The organism is Dactylosporangium sp. NPDC048998 (genome assembly GCF_043197855.1).
Taxonomy (GTDB): domain Bacteria; phylum Actinomycetota; class Actinomycetes; order Mycobacteriales; family Micromonosporaceae; genus Dactylosporangium.
In genome coordinates this window covers 692,512-715,942 of the sequence record NZ_JBICTV010000001.1, presented here as the reverse complement: position 1 = coordinate 715,942, position 23,431 = coordinate 692,512, and the positions used below count along the sequence as shown (strand labels likewise).

Here is a 23,431-nt window from a genome sequence, read left to right as displayed (position 1 = left end):
CATCGAAGGCGAACACCCGGTCGGCGAACGCTGTGGTCACTTCGTCGGTGCGGGCACGACCGGAAACGTTGACCGGCGTGTCACCCACCCCGGCCGACGTTTCCGGTCACAGCACGAGCTTTCAGCTCCGCAGGCAGGCGCAGAACGGGTGGCCGGCCGGGTCGAGCAGGACTGTGTACCGGTCGCCGCCCGGCTGGAACTCCGGCTTCGTGGCGCCGAGCTTGAGCGCTCGGGCCTCGGCGTCGGCCAGGTCGTCGACATAGAGGTCGAGGTGGAACTGCTTCGGCGTGGGGCCCTCGGGCCAGGTCGGCGCCTCGTACCCGGGCAGTTGCCCGAAGCCGATGGACGTGGTGCCGTCGCTGATCATCGCGTACTCGGCCTGGCTGTGGGTGACGTCCCAGCCGAGGACCTCGCTGTAGAAGCCGGCGAGCACGGGTGGCTCGGCGCAGTCGATGTTCACCATGATGAGGCTCGCGAATCCGGTCATGGCGCCATCCTCGCGTCCATTCCTGCCATCTTATGTCAGGAATTGGGCCCGGGTTTCGTCCGGACCGCCGCACCCGGGCGCGGCGGTCAGAAGGCGGTCGGCGCGGACCAGTTGCGGCGGATGGCGACCATCCGCAGCACGAACGTGAGGGTGGCGGCCAGCGCGATGCTCACCGGGCGCTGCAGGTGGACCGCGTCCAGGGCGGCGACCGAGGCGCAGCCCACCAGGCCGGCCACGGCGTAGATCTCGCGGCGCAGCACGGTCGGGATCTCGCCGGTGAGCAGGTCGCGGGCCAGGCCGCCGCCGATGCCGGTGATCATGCCGATGATGCAGGCGCCGATCGGCGGCAGGCCGGCGTCGAGCGCCTTCAGCGTGCCGGTGACCACGAACAGGCCGAGGCCGGCGGCGTCCAGGACGAGCACCGTCCAGCGTAGCCGGTTGACGGCAGGGTGCAGCCAGAACGTCGCGGCCGCGGTGAGGACGGCGACGACGGAGTACCGCCAGTCGACGAACGCGAACGGCTGGACGTTGATGAAGACGTCGCGCATGATCCCGCCGCCGAGCGCGGCGGTGAAGCCGACGAAGATCACGCCGAAGAGGTCCAGGCGCTTGGCCACCGCGGCGGCGGCGCCCGAGGCGGCGAAGACGGCGATGCCGACGAGGTCGGCGACGAGCAGTGTGCTGAGCGGTGCCATCGGGATCATGTATACCGGCTTCCGGGTGCCGCGAATACGTCCGGCCGCCCGGGACGACCTGCCGGATGGGCGCCGCCGGGCCGCGGCGGCGCCCATCCGGCTCGTCACGGCCGGGATCAGATGTTGTCGATGATCGCCATCGACGTCTCGTGCTGCATCGCCAGCATGTCGGAGACGGTGCCGGGGTCCACGTAGCCGCCGTCGGGGGCGGCCTCGGTGGAGGAGATGTCGCCGTCGAGATTGCCGCCGGAGCCGTCGTAGTCCGCGGTGCCGAGGTCGTCGTAGGCGCCGTCGGAGCCGTAGGGGTCGGCGCCGTCGGTGAGGTCGGTGACGACGCCGGTGTGGACGTCGTACAGCTGCTCGTAGACGCCGTCGCCGTTGCTGTCGAGGGCGGCGATGTCGGGCTGGCCGTCGTGGTCGATGTCGCCGACGAGCACGTTGCTGCCGTCGTCGAGGGTGTAGATCACCGCCTGGTCCTCCACCCCGTCGCCGTCGAGGTCGGTGCTGAAAGGCGTGTAGTCGTCGCTCATATCGGGCTGTGCTCCAAATCGCTGTCGGTTCGTTGCTGTCGGACGCCCGCGGTCATTCGCGGCACGGGAGTGAACCGTATTGGGCTGCCGGCCGTCCTCACTCCCCCATTGCTGCCAAGCCGACAGCGAAAGCGACGCGCGTCACGGGCCCGGGTTTGCCGAGCGTGCGGGTGGGGGTATCAATCCGTCGATCCGAAGAAGGAGGCATGCAGTGGGCAGAGGGTCCTCGATCGGCGGGATCATCATCGCCGTGTGGCTGATCATCGGCGTCATCGCGGCGGGTCAGCGCGGGTACTTCAACAGCGACGACGCGAACTGCGCCAAGGCCGGCACGATCGTCGTCACGATCATCGCGGGGCCGCTGAACTACGCCGGGCTCAACCCCAAGATCGATTGCCGGCTCCCGGAGCCGTCGAAGTAGCGTCTCCATGCTCCTCCCGTACGACGTTCAGGCCGCTCACAGGGTTTGGCGCTAACGTTCCGGGATGGACGAGTTCGAGGCGCGCAGGGTCGTCGACGCGCTACGTGAGCGTGGCGTGCCGGCGCACCTGGAGATGGCGAAGGCCGGGCTGTCGGAGTTCGGCGTGCGGGTGGCGTTGTTCGACGGGCGGGTCGCGGTATGGGACACCGACGGCACCGCGGGGCTCGAGGCGCAGGTGATGCGGGACGGGATCCTCGTCGGGTTCGTGCCGATGATCGAGGGGTCGGAGCACTTCACGGAGGCGCAGGTCGTGGACGCGATCGCGCGGACCGACTACGACCGGCCGATCGCGCGGCAGCGGGCCACGGCGCCCCCGGCCGCGCCGGCGCTGCCGCAGGAGGGCGGCTTCTTCCGCCGCTTCCGCGGCGGCTTCCGCTGACGGCGCCACTCATCAGCCGTCGTGGACCTCGGAGCGCTGAATCTCGGCGAAGGCGCTCTCCAGGTACACCGGAAGGCTCCGGGTCTGCAGCAGATCCGCGATGAGCAGCGGGGCGTGGGCCGCGAGCGCGCGCGGCGCGACGGGTGCCTCGTCGTCCTGCTCGTGGATGCCGAGTGCGCCCACCAGCAGCACCACCATGACCTGCGGGTCGACGTCCTGCCAGGCCCCGGCGGCGCGCACCGCGTGCTCGAGCGCGGCCCGCACGTCGTCGCCGTCCAGGCCGTCCGGGTGGCGCTCCTCCAGCAGGGCCCGCACGACGGCGCCGAGGACGCGGCCGGTCTGCTCCGGGTCGAGGGCGGCGAGGCGCTCGACGGCGTCCGGGTAGGCCTCCGCGTCGCGGGCACGGGCGGCGTCGACGGCCTCGGCCGAGGCGGCGGCGATCGCGCGTGCGGCGGGCGGCAGGTGGCGCCAGGTGGTGGAGGTCACCCGTGAACCCTAATGCCGGCCGCTTCGACCAGTTGGTTTTGGCTGGTAGTGGCGCAGGCCACACCGGCGGCTGTCACGTTCCGGCGGGGGATCCCCGTCGTGACCGTATGACTCACACCGCACAGCGCATCAGCTTCAGTCAGGTCAGCCCGGCCGCGTACCAGGCCGTGTCGGGGATGGAGAAGTACATCCGCGCGAACGTCGACGGGCACCTGCTGCACCTGATCAAGCTGCGCGCGTCGATGCTGAACGGGTGCGCGTACTGCGTCGACATGCACAGCACCGAGGGCCTCGCCGACGGGATGGACGGCCGCAAGCTGTTCGCGGTGTCGGCGTGGCGGGAGGCGCCGTTCTTCGACGACAGGGAGCGGGCGGCGCTCGAGCTGACCGACGCGGTCACCCGGCTGGGCGAGCACGGGGTGCCGGACGAGGTCTGGGACGGGGCGGTCGAGCACTACGGCGAGGGAGGGATCGCGAACCTGCTCATGGCGATTGCGACCATCAACGTGTGGAACCGGATCGCCGTCTCGACCCGGATGCAGCCGCCGCCGGCATGACCGTCTCCGCCGCGGCCCACGGCACCCGGGAGCACCGGGACTTCCAGGCGCACCGGGCGATGCTGTACGGGCTGGCGTACCGGCTCCTGGGCAGCGTCCACGACGCCGACGACGTGCTGCAGGAGGCGTACCTGCGGTGGACGGCGGCGGACCGCTCCGGCGTGGCCGAGCCGCGCCGCTACCTCACGCGGGTGGTGGCGCGGCTCGCCGTGGACGCGCTGCGGGACCGGCAGGCGCGACGCGAGGAGTACGTCGGCACCTGGCTGCCCGAGCCGGTGTCGACGGAGCCGTCGCCGTTCGGCGTGGTGGACACCTCCGACCTGTCGATCGCCGTACTGCACCTGATGGAGCGGCTCACCCCACCGCAGCGGGCCGTGTACGTGCTGCACACGGCGTTCGGCCTGCCGTACACCGAGATCGCCGGCATGCTGGACCGCTCCCCCGGCGACTGCCGGCAGCTGCACCACCGGGCGGCCGAGGCCCTGGCCGGCCGGGCCCGGTTCAGCACCGACCCGGCGGAGCTGGCCCGGCTGATCGACGGCTTCGTGGCCGCGGCCCGGCTCGGCGACGTGGAGCGGCTGGAGCGGCTGCTGCGCCACGACGTGGTGGCGTGGAGCGACGGCGGCGGCCGGGTGCGGGCGGCCCGCAACCCGATCCGCGGCCGGGCGAAGGTGGTCCGGTTCTTCACCGCGATCCTCGGCCGGCCGTTCACCGCCGCGCCCGTGCACGTCAACGGCGCCCCGGCGCTGCTGGTGGAGGGCCGCCACCGGTACACCCTGGCGGTCTCGGCGTCCGGCGGCCGCATCGGGGGGATCTTCCTGGTCGCCAACCCCGACAAGCTGGCGGCCCTCGACGGACGGTGACCGGGCGTCGACGGGGGCCGGTTTGGACCGGGTGGGTCACACCCTGATGAGGGTGGCGCGGGGTGAGCGGCGCAGCAGCAGGACCGTGACGAAGGGCCAGACCGCCTGGGCGCCGGCCGCGAGCCGCTCGGCCAGGCCGGCCAGGACGCCGGCGCCGAGGGCGGCGGTGAAGCCGAGGACGAGCGCCACCATGACGAGCGTGGCGGGCACCATGACGGACACCGGGGGCCGGGCGGGTTCACCGCCGGCGTGGCGCCACAGGGCCGGCCACAGCGCCAGGCAGACGAACGCCACCGTGGCCGCGGTCTGGTGCGCGCCGGAGGTGCCGGCGGCGGGCAGCGGGAACGCGGCGGCGAGCACGGTGGCGGCGCCGCCGACGCCGAGCATGACCCGGGCGGGCGTGGCGAGGGGTCGCAGCCCGCGGGCGGTGGCCAGGTGGCACGCGCCGACGCCGAGCAGGGCGAGGGTCATCACCCAGCGGTGGGCGGCGCCATACCCGGCCAGGGCGCTGATCGTGTCGCGCAGCGAGTCGTAGCCCTCGCGCTGGACCGAAGGCCCGGGCTGCAGCGCGGCGGCCAGCGTCCAGCCGCCGATCAGCAGCACGGGTGCGGCGGCGGACGACCACAGCGCATACCTCGCGACGACATCGCGGCGCATCCGACGAGTATGCCCGTCGCGGCGCCCGCCCGCCGCCCGGCGAACGGCCGGGTTGGATCGCGCACGACCGAATCGCGCGCTATCGTCGCGGCTGAGGTGATCGACGTGCACATCGAGGCCGCGACATGACGGGCGTGGATGCAACCGTGAACCGGGTCTGGCACCTCGCCGCCCGGCCGACCGGGTTTCCGTCGGAGACCGACTTCGAGCTCCGGGAGGTGCCGCTGCCGGAGCCGGGCCCCGGCCAGGTGCTGGTCCGCAACGACGTCATGTCCGTCGACCCGGCGATGCGCGGCCGGATGAACGACGTGCCCTCCTACGTGCCGCCGTTCCAGCTCGGCGCGCCGCTGGACGGCGGCGCCGTCGGCACCGTCGTGGCCTCGCAGAGCGCGGCCGTGAAGGTCGGCGACACCGTCCTGCACGGCCTCGGGTGGCGGGAGTACGCGCTGCTGGACGCCGAGCGGGTGCGGGCCGTGGACACCGCGGCGGCGCCGGCCTCGGCATACCTGGGGGTGCTCGGCATGCCGGGGCTCACCGCGTACGCCGGGCTGCTCGACGTGGCCCGGATGCGCCCGGACGAGACGGTGTTCGTCTCCGGGGCGGCCGGCGCCGTGGGCAGCCTGGCGGGGCAGATCGCCCGGCTGCGCGGCGCCCGGCTGGTCATCGGGTCGGCCGGGTCGGCGGAGAAGGTGCGGTACCTCACCGAGGAGCTCGGCTTCGACGCCGCCTTCAACTACCGCGACGGCGACATCCGCGGCCAGCTCAAGCGGCTCGCCCCCGACGGCATCGACGTCTACTTCGACAACGTGGGCGGCGAGCAGCTGGAGGCGGCGCTGTTCCGGATGAACCTGCACGGGCGGATCGCGGTGTGCGGGGCGATCTCGCAGTACAACACCCCGGACGCCACCGGTATCCGCAACCTGAGCCTGCTCATCAGCAAGCGGCTGACCATGCAGGGCTTCCTGGTCCTGGACCACTGGTCGCGCCGGGAGGCGTTCACCGAGGAGATGACCGGCTGGCTGCGGGAGGGCCGGATGCGGGTGGCGGAGACGTTCGTCGACGGCATCGGCAACGCGGTGGAGGGGTTCCTGGGCATGCTGCGCGGCGCCAACCTGGGCAAGATGATCGTCCGAATCACCGACGTTGTGTAGCGACCGGCGGTCTGCGGGTCAGCCGACCGGCAGGTGCAGCTGGAAGGCGACCTCGGTGTAGCGGATCGTCGGCGGCGGCAGCGCCTGCAGCTGCCGCTCCAGGACGACCTGCAGCTCGCGGGGCGGGGCCTCGGGGCGAGCCATGATGCGCACCGCCACCGGGCGGTTCGGGGCGAGGCGGAACTCCACCATGAGCTCCTCGGTGTGGTGGCGCACACCGGCGAAGAGCCGCTCGACGACACGGCGGGCGCGGTCGAGGAAGTCGCTGAGCTCGGCGGGGGTGGTGGCCTGGCGCAGCTGCTCCTCGCTGGTGAGCAGCACGATGCGGCCGCGGCCGGGGTCCTGTGCGCCGCCCGCCGCCGGGCGGGCGGTGCCGCGCAGGTCGCCGGCGGCCATCGTGGTGGCCGCCGGCACGCCGTTGAGCAGGTCCGGCGGCAGGGCGTTGACGGCGTCCGGGCCGGCGTCGGGCAGGGCCGCGGCGGCGCCGGCGGCGTCGGCGACCCGGAACGCGAGCGCGCGCACGGCGCCGCCGGGCAGGCCGATCTCCACGGGGCGGCCGGCCTCGACGGCCTGCAGCAGGCGGGCGTACATGGCGCCGGTCAGCAGTACCGCGAAACCGTCCTCGACCTGGCGGGCGGTCGGCGCCTGACGGTCCGCGCCGGCGCCCGGCGGGCCGGACGCGTCGCGCACGACCAGCAGGAAGTTGCAGGCGAGCCGGGTGGCCCGCTCGCCGCCGGGGGCGACGATCGCGGCGGGGCCGGACTGGCCGGGCGCCCACACGTAGGTCTTCGGGGTGCCGGCGAGGCCCGGCAGATACGCGCAAACGTCGGGCGCCTCCCGCATCGCCTCCCGCAGCGACGGCAGCTCCTCGGCGGCCGCGGACAGCTCGAGCCGGTCGCCGTCGTGGATGACGCGCAGGAACGGCAGGTTGTAGGCGGGCGCCTGGGACAGCATGGTGGTGGCGCGAAACTCGGCGTCGTCGAGGACCGGGGCGCGGCCGGGCCGGAACCACCACGGGTGCGGGTAGTAGCGCTCCTGCGCGCCGAGCAGCGCGAGGACCCGCGCGTGGCCGAAGCGCTGCACGACGGCCGTCTCCCCGCCCAGCAGCGGCAGGGCGATCAGCGGCGGGCGCCGCAGCTCCACTGTGGACGGCAGTGCGGCGGGCGGGTCGGCGTAGACGAAGCCGGTGACGCGCTCGTCGACGTCGACGCCGGGGCGGCCGAAGACGCTCACGTCGCCGGCGTCGACGAGGCGGCCCTCGGCGGCGAAGCGGTGCACGGTGCGGGCCATGGTGAGCGGGTAGCCGGGCGCGGGCGCGCCGGTGCGGGCGACGGCGAAGACCATCTCGCGCTGACCGTACCGCTCGAGGCCGTCGGTGGTGTACACCAGCGCGGGCAGCATGCCGCCGGCCGTGCGGATGCCACCCTCGTCGATGGCGACCGACAGCTCGCCGGGGATGAGGATCTCCCGGCCCACGGGTAACGCAGAGCCCACGGGGGCGATCCTAGGCTGTTCCCAGCTTGGCTCTCGCTCCGCTCGAGCATTGCTCGCGCTTCGCCGCTGCTGGTGCTGCCGGGCTGTTGCGGTGACCATGGGGTCTATGCGGGTTGGTGTGATGCGGATGACGTCGGAGCCGCCGGCCGGGTACGTCGCCTTCGTCACGCGGCATCTGGAGCCGCTGCGGCGGGACTCGGTGCGGGTGGTGGGCGGCGAGGAGGACGCCGACCATCTGTACGTCGACGTGCTCACCGACGTGGCGACCCGCTGGCCTTGGCTGGAGCTGCAGCGCACCAGGCTCGGGCAGGCGCGGGCCGCCGACGACTTCCTCGGGCGGGTGTTCCGGCGCCGGTCGGAGCGCTTCTGGCTCGACGAGCGGCCGTACGAGGAGCGCGACGGCGACGACCGGCAGATCACGGTCACGCCGGAGCGGCACGAGGAGCCGCCGGCGCGGCGGGTCTTCGTGAGCACGGCGGTGCGGCTGGCGCCGATGGTGGTGCCGCGGCGGGTCCGGGCCGGCGGGTTCGTGGCCGGGCCGGTGTCGGAGGCGGCGATCGCATGGTGGCACGCGTACGAGAACATCCGGCGGCGCCGGCTCGTCTACGCAGGCTTCGTGGTCATCGTGCTGCTACTGGCGCTGGCGCAGTTCTCCTCGCCGCCGGCGGAGCTGTAGACCCCCGACCTGTAGGCACGGCACGTGTAGCCATGCTACTCGTGAATCGCGGGAAAAGTTCCCGAACGTGTTCAACGCCGCTTTCGGGCGTATCGGCGCGCGTGCCCGCCGGCCGCGGCGATAGAACAGCAGGCAGGCACACCACGCAGGCAATAGGGGGCGTCCCGTGGAAACCCTGCTGTCACCGTCCGTCACCTACCTCGCCGAGGCCGCGACGCCCGGCGACTTCGCCGCCGCCCGGACCCAGATGGCGCTGTCGCTCGGCTGGCACATCATCATCGCCAGCTTCGGCGTCGCCATGCCGGCCATCACGCTGTTCATGGAGTGGCGCGGGCACCGCACCGGCGACGTGCACTACCGGCTCCTCGCCCGCCGCTGGGCCCGCGCAATGGGCGTGCTGTTCGCCGTCGGCGCCGTCTCCGGCACCATCCTCAGCTTCGAGATGGGGCTGCTGTGGCCCGGCCTGATGGGCACCTACGGCCAGGTCATCGGGCTGCCGTTCACGCTGGAGGGATTCGCGTTCTTCATCGAGGCCATCTTCCTCGGCATCTACCTGTACGGCTGGGACCGCCTCCCCGCCCGCGTGCACATGTGGTCCGCGGTACCGGTCCTCGTCGCCGGGATCGTCGGCACGTTCTGCGTGGTCAGCGCCAACGCCTGGATGAACCAGCCGAAGGGCTTCGACCTCGTCGACGGCAAGATCACCGGCGTCGACCCGCTCGGCGCCATGTTCAACCGGGCCACCGGGCCGCAGTCGGTGCACATGATGGTCGCCGCGTTCATGCTCACCGGCTTCTGCATCGCCTCCGTCTACGCGGTCGGCATGCTGCGCGGGCGCACCGACCGGTACCACCGCCTCGGCTTCCTCGTGCCGTTCACCGTCGCCGCCGTCATGGCGCCCGTCCAGGTCGGCGTCGGCGACTGGGCCGCCCACTACGTCGCGGACTACCAGCCGGTCAAGCTCGCCGCCATGGAGGGCCTCTACGAGACCCAGCGCGGCGCGCCGCTGCACCTCGGCGGCGTGGCCGTCGACGGCGAACTGCGCTACGCCATCGAGATCCCCAACGCGCTGTCGCTGCTGGCGCACTGGAACCCCGACGCCGAGATCGCCGGGCTCAACACCGTCCCCGCCGACCAGCAGCCGCCGGTCAACGTCGTGCACTGGTCGTTCCAGCTCATGGTCGGCGCCGGGTTCGCGATGCTCGCCGTCGCCGCCGCGTTCGCGTTCATCTGGCGATGGCGGCGCGGCTGGCTCACCAACCGCTGGTTCCTGCGCGCGGCCGCGCTGTGCGGCCCGGCCGCCGTCCTCGCCCTCGAGGCCGGCTGGACCACCACCGAGACCGGACGCCAGCCGTGGGTCGTCTACGGCGTCCTGCGCACCCACGACGCCGTCAACACCGCCCCGGGGCTGCAGGCCGGGCTCGTCGTGCTGCTCGTCGTGTACACGCTGCTCACCGTGGCCACCGTGTACGTGCTGCGCCGGCTCGCCCGGGACAAGCCGGTGCCGGTCGCGCCGCGGGAGTCCGACGTCGAGACCTTCCAGGTGCCGTGATGACCTCCGCCGACATGCTCCTCGGCGTGCTCTTCGCCGCCGTCACCGCATACGCCCTCTTCGGCGGCGCCGACTTCGGCGCCGGGTTCTGGGACCTCTTCGCCGGCGGCGCCCGCACCGGCATGCGCCAGCGCAAGCTCATCGAGCACGCGATCGGGCCCGTGTGGGAGGCCAACCACGTGTGGCTCATCTTCGCGGTCGTGCTGCTGTGGACCGGTTTCCCGGCCGTGTTCGCCGGCGTCGCCGCCACCATGTACATCCCGCTCACCTGCGCGGCGCTGGGCATCATCGGCCGCGGCGCCGGGTTCGCCTTCCGCAAGACCAGCGACACCGTCGGCCGGCAGCGGATCTTCGGCGCCCTGTTCGCGTTCTCCTCCGTGGTCACGCCGTTCTTCTTCGGCGCCGTCGCCGGGGGCATCGCGTCCGGCCGGGTGCCACCGTGGAGCGCCGGCCGTGGCGACCTGCTCACCTCGTGGTGGAACCCGACCTCGGTGGCGACCGGGGCGCTCGCCGTGGCCGTGTGCGCCTACCTGGCCGCCGTGTTCCTGACCCTCGACGCGCGGCGCGAGGACCCGGATCTCGTACCGCGGATGCGGCGCCGGGCGCTGTGGGCCGGGACGGGCACCGGGGTGCTCGCGGCCGCCGGGCTCGTCGTCATCAAGCTCGACGCCGGCTGGCTCGCCGACCGGCTGTGGCGGCCGGTGCCGGCGGCGCTCATCGTCGTGTCGGCGCTGGCCGGACTCGCCTCGATCGGGCTGCTCGCCGCCGGCCGGTACGTAGCGGTGCGGGTCACCGGCGGGCTCGCCGTCGCGGCGGTGCTGTGGGGGTGGGCGGCGGCGCAGTACCCGTACCTGCTGCCACCGGCGACGACGGTGTCCGGCGTGGCGGCGGCCCCGGCCGTGATGCGCGCCACGCTGTGGGCCGTCCTCGCCGGTTCCGCGATCCTGGCACCGTCACTGTGGTGGCTGTTCCGCCTGTTTCAAACGCCTTTGCGCGATTCGTCCCACGGGGCAGCAGGCGGCGATCGTTGACGAATGCTGCTAGTCTCCGCCGAAGCATGGGTGAAGTCCGGAGACTGAGGCGCTGGGGCGCGACGGTGGCGACCGTCGCGGCTGTCGGCGTCGGCTCGTTCGCCGGGCTCGCGCTGTCCGCCACGCCCGCGTGGGCCGCCGACACGCTCGAGATCAAGGTCGACGGCAACGTCCAGGGCAAGGTCGGCGACAAGATCCAGATCCACTTCACGGTGAAGAACGCGACGAAGGCGCCGGTCAACGGCCTGACCGTCACCGTGCAGACGCCGAACAACGCGATCATCGACCCGGCCGACAACCAGGGCTGCAACGTCGGCCCCGCCGGACGCGCCGCCAGCTGCCACTCCGACGCCACGGTCGCCCCCGACAAGACCGTCTCCGGGCAGATCGTGCTCACCGCGAAGACCGCGGGGCAGGGCCGGGGGCAGATCCGGGTCGAGCGGGGCAACAGCGACAACTTCATGCTGCGGATCAGCGGCGGGCCGACGCCGACCAGGTCGGGCCGGGGCTCGAGCGCGTCGGCCAGCGAGACCCCGGCGCTGCCCGATGAGACCCTCGAGCCGCCGGTGGCCGGCAACGGGGTGGCCGTCCAGCCGACCGCTTCCTCGGCGACCAGCCGGGCGAGCGACGGCGGCGGGTTGTCGGCCGCCTTCTGGATCGGCATCGTGGCCATCGTCGGCGCGCTCGGGCTCGTCGGCAGCCTCTTCTACTTCCGGCGCAAGGACCGCCAGGACCCCGACACCGGCATGCACCCCGTGGTGGCGGCCCCGGCCGGGTTCCCGTCCGGCGGCGGCTACGGGCAGCCGGCCACGTACGGGTCCCCGGCCGCGCAGCCGTACGTGGCGCCGCCCGGGTCGTTCCCGCCGCCATCCGGGCCGACGCAGGTGATCAACCCCGGGTTCGGCGGGCAGCCGTCCGGGCCCACACAGATCATCAACCCGAACGGGCCGGGGCAGCCGCCGGCCGGCGGCGACCAGACCGTCATCTTCCGCCGGCCCGACCAGTACTGAGCCTGACCCGCCCGGCGGCGGTCGAGCCTCGCGTCGCCGGACGGGGTGGCAACCAGCGGCGTCGATGGCGAAGATGGGGCGATGGGCGGCGCTCTCCTGCGGTACGACTCCATGAAGAAGGCCGCGCTCGGCACGGGCCTGGTGTTCACCGCGAGCGGTGCGCTGGTCGGCGGCTGGGTCTCGCGCATCCCCGCCGTGGTGCGGGAGCTCGACATCAGCGCCGGGCAGCTCGGCCGGGCGTTGCTCGCCCTCGGTATCGGGTCGCTGCTGTCGATGCCCGCGACCGGGCACCTGTGCCGGCGGTTCGGCAGCCGCGCCTGGGTCGGCTTCACCGCCGTGGTGTCCGCCGTCGCGCTCGGATGCGCCGGCTACGCCCCCTGGCTCTGGTCGCTCGCCGGCGCGCTGTTCGTGTTCGGGCTCGCGTACGGGTCGTGGGACGTGGCCATGAACGTGCAGGGCAGCGCCGTCGACCGGCGGGCCGGGCGGGAGTGGATGCCGCGGTACCACGCCTGCTGGAGCCTCGGGTCGATCGCCGGGGCCGCCGCCGGGTCGCTCGCCGCCCGCGCCGGGCTGGGCGCCGGGCCGCACCTCGCGCTCGCCGCCGCCGCAGCGCTGGCCGCCACGTACGCCGGGCTGACGCTGTACCTCGACGAGCGCGCCGAACCCGCTGCCGGGGACACCGCCGGGGACACCGCCGCGACCAGGCGCCGGCGGCGCCATGCCCGGCGGGCGCTGCTGCTCATCGGGGCGCTCACGTTCTGCGCCACCGTCGCCGAGGGCGCCGCCGGGGACTGGCTCGCGCTGTACCTCGACACCGGCCGGGGGCTGTCGCAGGCGTCGGCCGCCCTCGGGTACACCGTGTTCGCCGTGGCCATGACCGGCGGCCGGTTCTTCGGCGGCACCGTCGTCGCGCGGCTCGGCCGGGCCGGGGCGGTGCGCCTCGGCGGGCTCCTCGGCGTCGCGGGCGTCGCCGCCGCCGTCCTGTCGCCGTGGACGCCGCTCACCTACGCCGGGGCGCTGCTGTGGGGCCTCGGCATCTGCCTCGTCTTCCCCGCGGCGGTCAGCGCCGCCGGGGAGACCGAGCGGCCCGCCGAGGCGATCGCGCTCGTCACCAGCATCGGCTACGGCTCGATCCTCGTCGGGCCGCCGCTCATCGGCGCGGTCGCCGACGCCGCCGGGCTCGGCCGGGCGCTGCTCGGCCTGATCGGGCTCGCCGCCGCCGTCGCCGCGCTCGCCCCCGCCGTGCGGGCCCGGCCCGCGGCCGCCGCCGCTCAGGACGGCAGCGCGTCCATCGCCCGGTAGATGCGCACGTCCGACACCGGGTAGGCGGTGCCGAGCGCCTGCGCGAACAGGCCCACCCGCAGCTCCTCGATCATCCAGCGGATCTCGCGCAGCTGCGGCGACATCGTCATCGTCGCCACCAGCTGGTCGTACTCGCGCTGCACCTCCTGCACCGTCAGCATCCGCTCCCGGTCCCGGCCCGGGTCCGTGGGGATCTTCTCCAGGCGCCGCTCGATGCCGCGCAGGTACCGCTCCAGGTCCGGCAGCCGCTGCCAGCCCGTGTCGGTGACGAATCCGCGGTACACCAGGCGGCCCAGTTGCCCGCGCATGTCCGTCAGCGCCGGCAGCAGCAGCGGGTTCTTCGTCCGGGCCAGGCGCTGCTCCACGTCGTGGGCGGCTGCCAGGATCTTCCGCACGCTGCCGACCACGTCCAGGGTCAGGTCCACCAGGTCCGCGCGGACCTTGTCACGCAGCGCCGCGAACCCGGCCTCGTCCCACGCCGGGCCGCCCGCGTCCGTCATCAGCTGGTCCACGGCGCACGCCGCGCAGTCGTCCAGCAGGTCCACGGCGTTGCGGTGCGGGTTGCGACTCAGGGCCAGCTTCGCCTCGTTCGACAGCCGGCCCTGCACGAAGCGGGCCGGCGGCGGCAGCGTGAGCAGCAGCAGGCGGCGGGTGCCCGCCCACATCTCCAACTGCTGGCGGGCCGGCAGGTCGAACGCCTGCACCGCCACGGACGTGCCCTCGTCGACCAGCGCCGGATATACGGTGAGCGTGTGGCCGGCGACCGTGCGCGACAGGGTGCGGGGCAGCGTGCCGAACTCCCAGCTCGTCGCGCCCTTGCGGGTCACGTCGACGGCCGCCTCCGCGACCGTCTCGCGCACCTTCGGGGCCAGCTGCTCCCGCAGCCGCGCCAGGCTCTTGCCCTCGCCGAGCACCTTGCCGGCGTCGTCGACGACCCGGAACGTCATCTTCAGATGCTCCGGTACCCGCGACCAGTCCCACTCCTCGCGCGGCACCGACACGCCCGTCATCCGGCGCAGATGCAGCTCCAGCGCGTCGAGCAGGTCGCCGTCGCGGGCCGACATCGACGCCAGCGCGTCGCGGGCGGTGTCCGGGGCCGGCACGAAGTTGCGCCGCAGCGCCTTGGGCAGCGACTTGATCAGCGCGGTGACGAGGTCCTCCCGCAGGCCGGGGACCTGCCACACGAAGTCGGCGTCGCGGGCCGTGCCCAGCAGGGGCAGGCCGATGTGCACCGTCACGCCGTCAGCGTCCGTGCCCGGCTCGAACTGGTACGTCAGCGCGAAACGGCGGCCGTCCTGCTCCCAGGCGTCCGGATACTGCTCCTGGCGTACCGCATCGGCGGAGGCGTTGACGAGCATCGCCGGGTCGAACGTCAGCAGGTCCGGCTGCTCGCGGCGGGTCCGCTTCCACCAGCTGTCGAAGTGCCGGCCCGACACCACCTCCGGGGCGATCCGGCCGTCGTAGAACTCGAACAGCGTCTCGTCGTCGACGAGCAGGTCCCGGCGGCGGGCCCGGTTCTCCAGCTCCTCGACCTCGTCGAGCAGGCGCCGGTTCTCGGCGAAGAACGCGTGCGAGGTCTCCCAGTCGCCCTCCACCAGCGCGTGGCGGATGAACAGCTCGCGGGACAGCACCGGGTCGATCCGGCCGTAGTTGACCTTCCGGGCCGTCACGATCGGCACCCCGTACAGCGTCACCTTCTCCGACGCCATCACCGCGGCCTGCTTGCGCTCCCAGTGCGGCTCGCTGTACTGCCGCTTCACCAGGTGCTGCGCCAGAGGCTCGATCCACTCCGGCTCGATGCGCGCCGCGACCCGCGCCCACAGCCGCGACGTCTCCACCAGCTCCGCCGCCATCACCCAGCGCGGCGTCTTGCGGAACAGCGCCGAGCCCGGGAACACCGCGAACCGCGCGTTGCGCGCCCCCAGATACTCGTTCTTCTCCGCGTCCTTCAGGCCGATGTGCGACAGCAGGCCCGCCAGCAGCGACACGTGGATCGGGTACGGCGCCGCCGGCTCCTCGTTCGGCGTCACGTCCATCGACTTCAGGACCTGCCGCAGCTGGCTGTAGATGTCCTGCCACTCGCGGACCCGCAGGTAGTTGAGGAACTCGGCCCGGCACAGCTTGCGGAACTGGTTGCTGGACAGCTCCTTCTGCTTCTCCTGCAGGTAGTTCCACAGGTTGAGGAAGCCGGTGAAGTCCGAGTCCTTGTCGGCGAACCGGGCGTGCAGCTGCTGCGCCTGGGCCTGCTGGTCCACCGGGCGCTCCCGCGGGTCCTGGATGGACAGCGCCGCCGCGATCACCATCACCTCGCGGACGCAGCCGTTGCGCTCGGCCTCCAGCACCATGCGCGCCAGCCGCGGGTCGACCGGCAGCTGGGCCAGGCGCCGGCCCAGGTCCGTCAGGCGCTGGTTCGTCAGGTTTGGCCCTGCCTCGAGCGCGCCCAGCTCCTCCAGCAGCTGTACGCCGGCCGTCACGTTGCGCCGGTCCGGCGGGTCGATGAACGGGAACGCGGCCAGGTCCCCCAGGCCGAGCGAGATCATCTGCAGGATCACCGACGCCAGGTTGGTGCGCAGGATCTCCGGATCGGTGAACTCCGGCCGGGCCGCGAAGTCCTCCTCGCTGTACAGCCGGATGCACACCCCGTCCGAGGTGCGGCCGCAGCGGCCCTTGCGCTGGTTCGCGGACGCCTGCGACACCGGCTCGATCGGCAGCCGCTGCACCTTCAGCCGGTGGCTGTACCGCGAGATCCGCGCCGTGCCCGGGTCGACGACGTACTTGATGCCCGGCACGGTCAGTGACGTCTCGGCCACGTTCGTCGCCAGCACGATCCGCCGGCCCGAGTGCGGCTGGAACACGCGGTGCTGCTCCGCGAACGACAGCCGCGCGAACAGCGGCAGGATCTCGGTGCCGGGCAGGTCCAGCCGGGTCAGCGCGTCCGCCGCGTCGCGGATCTCCCGCTCGCCGCTGAGGAACACCAGCACGTCGCCCGGCCCCTCGGCCTGCAGCTCCAGCACCGCGTTGCAGATCGCGTCGAACTGGTCGACCTCCTCGGCGCCCTCGTCCGCCGACTCGATCGGCCGGTACCGCACCTCCACCGGATACGTGCGGCCGGACACCTCCACGATCGGGGCGTCGCCGAAGTGCCGCGAGAACCGCTCCGGGTCGATCGTCGCCGAGGTGATGATCACCTTCAGGTCGGGGCGTCGCGGCAGCAGCTGCTTGAGGTATCCGAGAATGAAGTCGATGTTGAGGCTGCGCTCGTGCGCCTCGTCGATGATCAGGGTGTCGTACCGCCGCAGCATCCGATCCTGCTGGATCTCCGCCAGCAGGATGCCGTCCGTCATCACCTTGACCATCGTCTGATCGCCGGACTGGTCCGAGAAGCGCACCTTGAACCCGACCGTCGCGCCCAGCTCCGTGCCCAGCTCCTCGGCCACCCGCTCGGCGACCGTCCGCGCCGCGATCCGCCGCGGCTGCGTGTGCCCGATCTGGCCGGTCACGCCCCGGCCCAGCTCCAGGCAGATCTTCGGCAGCTGCGTCGTCTTGCCCGAGCCGGTCTCCCCGGCCACGATCACCACCTGGTGGTCGCGGATCTTCGCCAGGATCTCGTCCTTGCGCTGGCTGACCGGCAGCTGCTCCGGATAGCTGACCTGCGGTGCGGCGGCCCGGCGGGCGGCGACCCGCTGCTCGGCCCGCTCCACGTCGGCCCGGATCGCCTCCGCGATCGCCTGCGCGTTGCGGGACCGCTTCGCCCCGTCGATCCGCCGCCGCAGCCGATGCTGATCCTGCGGCATGAGCCCGGAGAGGCGAGCGCGCAGCTCGCCCAGACTGGTCGGCTGGGACACCTCAGACATGACGCTCGCAAGGATAGGCACGCGTCGCCGCGATTGCCCGATGATTTTCCCCCGGCCGCGCGGCGGGTGGTTCGGCGGCCCGTCACACCTGCCACTAACGTCACACCCATGCCCACCCAGTCGGTGCTTCCAGCGGCGCGGCCCGCGCCCGCCCGGCCCCGGCCGCCGGCGACGCTCGTGCTCGCCACCCTTGACGAGGACGACCTGCGCGACGATGCCACGTACAAGGCGCTCGGCTTCTACGACCTCGCCCTCGCCGGGCGCACCGTCAAGGGCGCCGAGTTCGTCCAGTGCCGGTTCAACCGCGCCGACCTCACCGGCACCGCCCTCGCCGGGTCCATCCTCACCGACTGCCTCATCGAGGGCACGAGCCTCGCCGAGGTCCGCGCCGACCAGTCCGTCATGCACCGCGTCACCGTCCGCGAATCGCGGCTGAGCGGGCTGCACTGGCTCGACGGGACCCTGCACGACGTCACCGTCCGCGACTGCCGGGCCGAGCGCAGCGTCTTCCGGGGCGCGCACCTGCACGGCGTCGTGTTCACCGGCACCGATCTGACGTGCGCCGACTTCACCGGCGCCGACCTGTCCGGGGCGGCGTTCGTCGACTGCGACCTCAGCGGGGCCCGGTTCGACTTCGCCACCGCCGCCGGGGCCCGCCTCGAAGGCTGCGCGCTCGACGGCATCGGCGGCGCGGCCGGGCTGGGCGGGGCCACGATCGCCACCGGCGACCCGGTCGGCCTGTCGCGCGTCCTGGCCGCGGCGCTGGACATCACGCTCGAGGGCGCCTGACCAGGTCTTCGCCGTCCGCGAGACGCTAACGGGGCCAGCCGAGGCCCGGGGCCACCCGGCTGCCCGCCCGGCGGGCCGTGACCTCGATCTCGATCCGCATCCGGGGATCGGACAGGCCGCACACCTGCATCGTCGCCGCCGGCCGCACCCCGTCCATCCAGCGCCGCAGCACCGGCCAGCACGGCTGGAAGTCCGCGGCATCCGGCAGCAGATACCGGACCCGGACCACGTCGGCGACCGAGGCGCCCGCCTCCCGCAGCGCCGCGTCGATGTTCCGCCAGCACTGCTCGGCCTGCTCGACGACGTCCGCCGAGATCGTCATCGCGGCGTAGTCGAACCCGGTCGTCCCCGACACGTGCACCCAGTCGCCGTCCACGACCGCCCGGGAGTACCCGATCTCCTGCTCGAACGTCGAACCACTGGAAATCAACCGCCGCTCGCCCATGGCTCAGACGCTAAACGGCAGCCGGCCGAGCCGGCCCGGCGGGCCGCCGCGCCCGCCCCTGGCATGCTTGTCCGCATGCCGTCGACAGCGAACCGGAGCGTGCGGCCGAGCCGGGAGGACCTCCTCGCCGCCGCCGGCCGGTTGCTGCCCGACGTGATCGCGCCCGGGCTCGACGTACTGCTGTGCGGCATCAACCCCGGCCTGTGGTCGGCGGCCACCGGGCACCACTTCGCCCGGCCCGGCAACCGGTTCTGGCCCGCGCTGCATCTCGGCGGGTTCACGCCCCGGCAGCTGCGCCCCGACGAGCAGGACCTCCTGCCCGGGCATGGGCTCGGCATCACCAACCTGGCCGCCCGGGCCACGGCCCGCGCCGACGAGCTCACCCGCGAGGAGCTCACCGCCGGCGGCGCGATCCTGCGCGCGAAGGTCGCCCGATACGCGCCGCGGTGGCTCGCCGTCCTCGGCGTGACGGCGTTCCGCACGGCGTTCGGCCTGCAGCATGCGAAGGTGGGGCCGCAGGACGCCGCGCTGCCGCAGCCCGGCGCCGCCGCGACGCGGGTCTGGATCCTGCCCAACCCGAGCGGCCTCAACGCCCACTACCAACTCGACCAGCTTGCCGAAGAATTCGCCCGGCTCCGCGAGGCGGCGCGGCCCGCCTGACGGGCAACCGCGATCAGCCGGGCAGGTCGGCCGGCGGGCCCTCGTAGCGGGCGGCCCGCTCTCGCAGCAGCTGGCCGAACACGCCACTGGGCTGGCCGCAGTCGGCGCACACGAAGTTGTCGTCCAGCCGCGGGCCGCCGCAGTGGTCGCAGGTGCCGCGATCGCGCGGGTCCTGGTAGGACCGCAACGCCTCGACGAGCGCCCTCGCCACGGGGGCCCGCAACGCTGCCGCACGCTCGCCGACCCTGACCTCGACGACGGTCTCGCCCGGTGCGGTATCGAACACGTCGATGCGCTCGGCGAACTCCCGCAGCGCGGCGGCGACCTCGTCCGACGGTGACAACGCCATCATCGGACCCTACCGGCCCGGCCCGCTACAGCGGCACAAGCTCCACCGTCGTGCCGTCGCGCCATGCGGGCGGCAGCACGGCGAGCGCCTCGGCCTGCGCCGCGGGGCCGAGGTAGCCGGGGTGTGCGCCCTCGATGAGGTGTACCTCGTGGTCCCGCCGGCGTACCGGCACGAGACGGGTGCGTCCGGGTGCCGGTCGGACGTCGCCCCGCAGCGGTGCGCGTGGCAGGTCGGGCAGCGCTCGCCCGGCGAGCCCGGCGAGCAGCGGTTGCAGCAGGGTGACCGCGGCGACCAGGGCGGCGAAGGGGTTGCCGGGCACGCCCACCAGCCATCGCTCGCCGGCCTGGGCCAGCACCTGGGGGTGCCCGGGGCGGCAGTCGACGCCGTCGACGTGCAGGAGCGCCCCGATGTCGTGCAGCGCCCGGTGGAGGCCGTCCGCGGGGCCGACGGAGGACGAGCCGCACACGATCGTGAGGTCGTTGCCGGCCGGTACGGACGTCAGGGCCGTGGCGAGCGCATCGCTCGGGTGGTCCGGTACGCGCCGGAGTTCGGGCCGCCGCGCGCCCCAGGCCGTCAGCAGGCCGGTCAGGAGCGGGCCGACGGCGTCGCGGACCTTCCCTCGCTCCGGAGATCCGCTGGTGACGATCTCGTCGCCGGTGATCAGGATCCGTACCGCCGGCGGCCGGTGGACGGTGACGGTGTCGACGCCGGCCCCGGCGGCGAGCCCGATCCCGGCCGGGGTGAGCAGGTGGCCGGCGGGCAGCAGCTCGTCGCCGGTCGTCACGTATTCGCCGCGGCGGCGCAGGTGGCGCCGGGGGCCGGGATCCGCGGAGACGACGTCGCCGATGCGGGTGGTGACCTCGTATTCGACGACCCGGTCGGTGCCCGCCGGCACGGGAGCGCCGGTGGCGATCTCCGCCGCCTCGCCCGGGGCCAGCTGGACGGCCGGCCACTGCCCGGCCAGCACCCGGTCGACGACGCGCCACGGGCCGGGTCCGCGGGTGGCGTAGCCGTCCATGGCGGCGTTGTCGAAGCCCGGCAGCGTGGTGGCGGCGCGCAGCGGCAGCGCGAGCGTGCGCCCGGCGGCGTGCTCCACGGGCAGCCGCTGTTTCCCGGTCGGGTGCGGGAGGCGGTGCGCCAGCGCCCGTGCCTCGTGCCACGGCATCGCGGCGGCCGGGTGGGCGCACCCCTGGCGAGCTTGCACGGCGATGCCGGTCACGTGCCGCCGCCCGCGCGCGTCCCGCCGCGGTACTCACGCATGGGCGGCCTCGTTCATCGGGCGCCGGCCGGTCCGGGCGACCGAGAGGACGGTCAGCAGGAGGGCGGCGAACGCCACCAGGCCGAGCAGCGCCAGGCCGAGCGTGTAGGAGTGGTAGTAGCCGTAGATGCTGCCCATCACCAGCGGCGGGACGAAGCCGCCGAGGCCGCCCGCCGCACCGACGACGCCGGTGACCGCTCCCACCTGGTTCGCCGGGGCGAGCTGGGCCACGAGCGCGAACGTGGCGCCGCTGCCGGCTCCCAGGGCGGCGGCCATGGACAGGAACGCGGCGGTGCCGAGCGGCGCGAGGCCGGGCGTGAACGCCTGGACCGCCGCGCTGGCGACGATCACGACGAGGGCGGCGCCGAGCACCCGGCCGGGCGTGAGGCGGTCGGAGAGCCAGCCGCCGATCGGGCGCATCAGCACGGCGAGCACGACGAACCCGGCCATGCGGTTCGCGGCGTCGGCCTGGGTGAGCCCGTAGGCGGTCTTCAGGTAGGCCGGCAGGTACACGGAGAAGGCGACGTAGCCGCCGAACACGACCGCGTACAGGGCCGCGGCCTGCAGGGTGACGCGCAGGCGCAGCGCGGCGCCGAGGCGGCCGGCGAACGAGCCGGCCGGCCCGGTCGGCACGGTGCGGTTGGGGGCGTCGCGCAGCACGAGCCAGGCGACGAGCGCGTAGGCCGCGAGCACGATCGCGGTGATCACGAACGGGGTCCGCGTGCCGTGCGCGGTGACCAGTTTGACCGTGGTCAGGGCGCTGATCGCGGTGCCGCCCATGCCCATGCCGAAGATGCCGACCGCGAAGCCGCGGCGCTGCGGCGGGAACCAGGCGTTGACGAACGGGACGCCGACGGCGAAGGCGGTGCCGCCGATGCCCAGGAAGAATCCGCCGATCAGCAGTCCGGCGAGCGAGTCGTGGCCGGCCAGGCCGAGGTACAGCACCGGAACGATGGTCGCCAGGGACACCAGGGGGAACATGATCCGGCCGCCGAACCGGTCGGTCAGGGCCCCGACCGGGATGCGCCCGACCGAGCCGACCACGACCGGGACGGCGACCAGCAGGGCCTGCTGGAACGCGCTGAGGTGCAGGGCGGTCTGGAACTTCACGGCGAGCGGGCTGAGCAGTGCCCAGGCCCAGAAGTTGACGGCGAACCCGATGGTGGCCAGGGCGAGCATCACGCTGCGCCGGGTCTGCATTGTGCTCATGGCGTCTCCACTGTCTGTGGTCGTGAAATCGGGTCTCAGCGGCCGGACGGCACCGATTGCCGGCCGGTGTCGCGGACCGCGGCGGGCGCGGGCGGTGGCACGGGTGCCGGGCCGCGGCGGGCGCGGTAGACGACGTACGGGCGCCACAGGTAGGCGATCGGCGCGGACCAGACGTGGACGAGCCGGGTGAAGGGCCAGAGCGCCAGGAAGAGGAACCCGCCGATCGCGTGGAGCTGGTAGACCAGCGGCGCCCCGGTCATCAGTGCGGTGTGCGGCCGGAACCAGAAGATGCCGCGGAACCACACGGCGACCGTCTCCCGGTAGTCGTAGCCGTCGCCGAGCAGGTTGGTGGCCACCGTGGCCGTCATCCCCAGGGTCACCATCACCGCCAGCGCGGCGTAGAGAACCTTGTCCATGCCGGTGGTGACGCGGCGGATCCGGCCGCTGACGAGGCGCCGGGCGATCAGCAGCGCGAGGCCGGCGACGAGCGCGGCACCGGTGACGGTGCCGCCCCAGACGGCGGTCTGGTGGTACACGTGCTCGCTGATGCCGATGCGTCCGGTCAGCGACGCGGGAACCAGCAGGCCCATCGCGTGGCCGCCGATGACCCCGAAGGCGCCCAGGTGGAACAGCGGCGAGCCCAGGCGCAGCAGCCGGTGCTCCAGCAGCTGGCTGGTGTGCGTGGTCCAGCCGAACTGGTCGTGGCGCCAGCGCCAGACGTGCCCGGCGGCGAACACCGCCAGGCAGGCGTACGGCAGGACGATCCAGACGAGGGTGTTCATCGCGACGCCTCCGGCACGGAGCAGGTGGGGTACGGGGCGAGGGCCGCGACCGGATCGGGCCCGTGGCCGATGGTGTCGAGGCCGACGGACTCGGTGGGCGGGCCGTCGACGGCCAGCGCGGCGACGGCGGCGCGGTCGGCGTCCGTGAGCTCGGGAAGCAGGGCGCAGACGAGGTCGAGCAGCAGCCGGTAGGGCGTGCCCGACTCGGCCAGCGCGGTACGCAGCAACTCCAGGCCCTGCCGATGCTGGCGCAGCGGCGCCTCGCCGTCGCCGGGACCGGCCGCAGCGGCGAACTCCAGGACCACGGGCAGCAGGTCGGGCAGTTCGCCGTCGGCGAGCCGGAGGCCGTGTGCCCGGTACCGCTGCTTGAGCATGAGCAGCGCCATGCCGCGCTTGCGGGTGTCGCCGTGCAGGTAGTAGGTGAGGTAGAGCCCGCAGCGGCGGCGCAGGTCGAAGGTCTGCACGTAGTGCCGTTCGACCTCGATCGGCGTGGTGCCGAGCAGCCAGTCCAGGAACTCGCCGGTCTGTTGCCGGGCGGTCTCGTCCTCGAGCCGGGCCGCGGCCGCGCGCAGCTCGTCCCCCGCGCCGAGCAGCTCGGCGTCGGGATAGGTGAGCAGCAGCGAAATCAATGAGAAAAGGTCGGCGCGGGCGGTCATGCGCCCTCCGCTTCGCTCCGGCCGCACGACCTTCGAACTGAGCCCATGATGACCGGCCCCTCCGCTCCGCTCCGGACC

General features: G+C 73.6%; 25 protein-coding genes. 12 read left to right on the top strand and 13 right to left on the bottom strand.

Going from position 1 to position 23,431, the window contains the following annotated elements; all coding sequences use genetic code 11:
- Positions 1 to 121: 121 nt before the first annotated feature.
- The 3 genes from ACGFI8_RS03360 to ACGFI8_RS03350 form a co-directional block, all read right to left on the bottom strand.
- Entirely contained in the window at positions 122 to 487 is a 366-nt protein-coding gene (locus ACGFI8_RS03360; protein WP_392799255.1) for a VOC family protein, read from the bottom strand.
- A gap of 86 nt (positions 488 to 573) precedes the next feature.
- Positions 574 to 1,182 (bottom strand): trimeric intracellular cation channel family protein, encoded by a 609-nt coding sequence (locus tag ACGFI8_RS03355; protein WP_392799252.1) that lies wholly within the window; start codon positions 1,180 to 1,182, stop codon positions 574 to 576.
- A 116-nt stretch (positions 1,183 to 1,298) separates the two neighbouring features.
- A complete protein-coding gene (locus tag ACGFI8_RS03350) occupies positions 1,299 to 1,712 on the bottom strand; it encodes a hypothetical protein (RefSeq protein ID WP_392799249.1) in 414 nt (137 codons plus the stop codon).
- Positions 1,713 to 1,923: 211 nt separating this feature from the next.
- Between ACGFI8_RS03350 and ACGFI8_RS03345 the strand changes: the two genes are divergently transcribed.
- Both ACGFI8_RS03345 and ACGFI8_RS03340 read left to right on the top strand, forming a co-directional pair.
- A complete protein-coding gene (locus ACGFI8_RS03345; protein ID WP_392799246.1) occupies positions 1,924 to 2,133 on the top strand; it encodes a hypothetical protein in 210 nt (69 codons plus the stop codon).
- 64 nt (positions 2,134 to 2,197) lie between these two features.
- On the top strand, positions 2,198 to 2,572 hold the full coding sequence (locus ACGFI8_RS03340) for a hypothetical protein (protein WP_392799243.1): 375 nt from the start codon (positions 2,198 to 2,200) through the stop codon (positions 2,570 to 2,572).
- Positions 2,573 to 2,584: 12 nt separating this feature from the next.
- Here ACGFI8_RS03340 and ACGFI8_RS03335 read toward each other — a convergent pair whose 3' ends face one another.
- On the bottom strand, positions 2,585 to 3,058 hold the full coding sequence (locus ACGFI8_RS03335; protein WP_392799240.1) for a hypothetical protein: 474 nt from the start codon (positions 3,056 to 3,058) through the stop codon (positions 2,585 to 2,587).
- A 107-nt stretch (positions 3,059 to 3,165) separates the two neighbouring features.
- On the opposite strand from ACGFI8_RS03335, the gene ACGFI8_RS03330 reads away from it, so the two are divergent.
- Complete coding sequence (locus tag ACGFI8_RS03330; RefSeq protein WP_392799237.1) at positions 3,166 to 3,615, top strand: carboxymuconolactone decarboxylase family protein; 450 nt, start codon at positions 3,166 to 3,168, stop codon at positions 3,613 to 3,615.
- Complete coding sequence (gene sigJ, locus ACGFI8_RS03325; RefSeq protein WP_392799234.1) at positions 3,567 to 4,478, top strand: RNA polymerase sigma factor SigJ; 912 nt, start codon at positions 3,567 to 3,569, stop codon at positions 4,476 to 4,478. The genes ACGFI8_RS03330 and sigJ overlap by 49 nt, the downstream gene beginning before the upstream one ends.
- 36 nt (positions 4,479 to 4,514) lie before the next feature.
- Here the strand turns inward: sigJ and ACGFI8_RS03320 are convergent, their stop codons facing one another.
- On the bottom strand, positions 4,515 to 5,135 hold the full coding sequence (locus tag ACGFI8_RS03320) for a DUF998 domain-containing protein (protein ID WP_392799231.1): 621 nt from the start codon (positions 5,133 to 5,135) through the stop codon (positions 4,515 to 4,517).
- Between the two features lie 134 nt (positions 5,136 to 5,269).
- Between ACGFI8_RS03320 and ACGFI8_RS03315 the strand changes: the two genes are divergently transcribed.
- Positions 5,270 to 6,286, top strand: a complete 1,017-nt coding sequence (locus ACGFI8_RS03315; RefSeq protein ID WP_392799229.1) for an NADP-dependent oxidoreductase — start codon at positions 5,270 to 5,272, stop codon at positions 6,284 to 6,286.
- Between the two features lie 18 nt (positions 6,287 to 6,304).
- Here ACGFI8_RS03315 and ACGFI8_RS03310 read toward each other — a convergent pair whose 3' ends face one another.
- Positions 6,305 to 7,780 carry a hypothetical protein gene (locus ACGFI8_RS03310; protein WP_392799226.1) on the bottom strand — a complete coding sequence of 492 codons (1,476 nt, stop codon included), beginning with the start codon at positions 7,778 to 7,780 and terminating at the stop codon, positions 6,305 to 6,307.
- A 106-nt stretch (positions 7,781 to 7,886) separates the two neighbouring features.
- Here ACGFI8_RS03310 and ACGFI8_RS03305 point away from each other — a divergent pair, with 106 nt between their 5' ends.
- The 5 genes from ACGFI8_RS03305 (at position 7,887) to ACGFI8_RS03285 (ending at position 13,351) form a co-directional block, all read left to right on the top strand.
- Positions 7,887 to 8,456, top strand: a complete 570-nt coding sequence (locus ACGFI8_RS03305; protein ID WP_392799223.1) for a hypothetical protein — start codon at positions 7,887 to 7,889, stop codon at positions 8,454 to 8,456.
- Positions 8,457 to 8,622: 166 nt separating this feature from the next.
- On the top strand, positions 8,623 to 10,008 hold the full coding sequence (locus ACGFI8_RS03300) for a cytochrome ubiquinol oxidase subunit I (RefSeq protein WP_392799220.1): 1,386 nt from the start codon (positions 8,623 to 8,625) through the stop codon (positions 10,006 to 10,008).
- Positions 10,008 to 11,039 (top strand): cytochrome d ubiquinol oxidase subunit II, encoded by a 1,032-nt coding sequence (locus ACGFI8_RS03295; protein ID WP_392799217.1) that lies wholly within the window; start codon positions 10,008 to 10,010, stop codon positions 11,037 to 11,039. The genes ACGFI8_RS03300 and ACGFI8_RS03295 overlap by 1 nt, the downstream gene beginning before the upstream one ends.
- Positions 11,040 to 11,104: 65 nt before the next feature.
- A complete protein-coding gene (locus ACGFI8_RS03290; RefSeq protein ID WP_392799215.1) occupies positions 11,105 to 12,049 on the top strand; it encodes a hypothetical protein in 945 nt (314 codons plus the stop codon).
- 81 nt (positions 12,050 to 12,130) lie between these two features.
- Positions 12,131 to 13,351: an MFS transporter gene (locus ACGFI8_RS03285; protein ID WP_392799212.1), complete on the top strand. Its 1,221-nt coding sequence runs from the start codon at positions 12,131 to 12,133 to the stop codon at positions 13,349 to 13,351.
- On the opposite strand, the gene hrpA is transcribed toward ACGFI8_RS03285, so the two are convergent.
- On the bottom strand, positions 13,321 to 17,205 hold the full coding sequence (hrpA, locus tag ACGFI8_RS03280; protein WP_392799209.1) for an ATP-dependent RNA helicase HrpA: 3,885 nt from the start codon (positions 17,203 to 17,205) through the stop codon (positions 13,321 to 13,323). The two genes, ACGFI8_RS03285 and hrpA, sit on opposite strands and share 31 nt — an antisense overlap.
- A 108-nt stretch (positions 17,206 to 17,313) precedes the next feature.
- Here hrpA and ACGFI8_RS03275 point away from each other — a divergent pair, with 108 nt between their 5' ends.
- Positions 17,314 to 17,994, top strand: coding sequence for a pentapeptide repeat-containing protein (locus ACGFI8_RS03275; protein ID WP_392799206.1), 681 nt, complete (start codon positions 17,314 to 17,316; stop codon positions 17,992 to 17,994).
- Positions 17,995 to 18,019: 25 nt separating this feature from the next.
- On the opposite strand, the gene ACGFI8_RS03270 is transcribed toward ACGFI8_RS03275, so the two are convergent.
- Positions 18,020 to 18,439, bottom strand: a complete 420-nt coding sequence (locus ACGFI8_RS03270) for a RidA family protein (protein ID WP_392799204.1) — start codon at positions 18,437 to 18,439, stop codon at positions 18,020 to 18,022.
- A gap of 75 nt (positions 18,440 to 18,514) precedes the next feature.
- Here ACGFI8_RS03270 and mug point away from each other — a divergent pair, with 75 nt between their 5' ends.
- Entirely contained in the window at positions 18,515 to 19,099 is a 585-nt protein-coding gene (gene mug / locus ACGFI8_RS03265) for a G/U mismatch-specific DNA glycosylase (protein WP_392799202.1), read from the top strand.
- Positions 19,100 to 19,112: 13 nt separating this feature from the next.
- Here mug and ACGFI8_RS03260 read toward each other — a convergent pair whose 3' ends face one another.
- From ACGFI8_RS03260 to narJ, 5 genes are read right to left on the bottom strand one after another with little or no spacing between them, the layout of a single operon-like run.
- The gene (locus ACGFI8_RS03260; protein ID WP_392799199.1) at positions 19,113 to 19,448 is read right to left on the bottom strand and encodes a hypothetical protein; all 336 of its coding nucleotides are present in this window, start codon (positions 19,446 to 19,448) and stop codon (positions 19,113 to 19,115) included.
- Between the two features lie 25 nt (positions 19,449 to 19,473).
- Positions 19,474 to 20,667 carry a molybdopterin molybdotransferase MoeA gene (locus ACGFI8_RS03255; protein ID WP_392799196.1) on the bottom strand — a complete coding sequence of 398 codons (1,194 nt, stop codon included), beginning with the start codon at positions 20,665 to 20,667 and terminating at the stop codon, positions 19,474 to 19,476.
- A 33-nt stretch (positions 20,668 to 20,700) separates the two neighbouring features.
- Positions 20,701 to 21,915, bottom strand: a complete 1,215-nt coding sequence (locus ACGFI8_RS03250; protein WP_392799193.1) for an MFS transporter — start codon at positions 21,913 to 21,915, stop codon at positions 20,701 to 20,703.
- Between the two features lie 35 nt (positions 21,916 to 21,950).
- Positions 21,951 to 22,697, bottom strand: a complete 747-nt coding sequence (gene narI / locus ACGFI8_RS03245; protein ID WP_392799190.1) for a respiratory nitrate reductase subunit gamma — start codon at positions 22,695 to 22,697, stop codon at positions 21,951 to 21,953.
- Complete coding sequence (gene narJ / locus ACGFI8_RS03240; protein WP_392799188.1) at positions 22,694 to 23,353, bottom strand: nitrate reductase molybdenum cofactor assembly chaperone; 660 nt, start codon at positions 23,351 to 23,353, stop codon at positions 22,694 to 22,696. The genes narI and narJ overlap by 4 nt, the downstream gene beginning before the upstream one ends.
- Positions 23,354 to 23,431 lie beyond the last annotated feature (78 nt).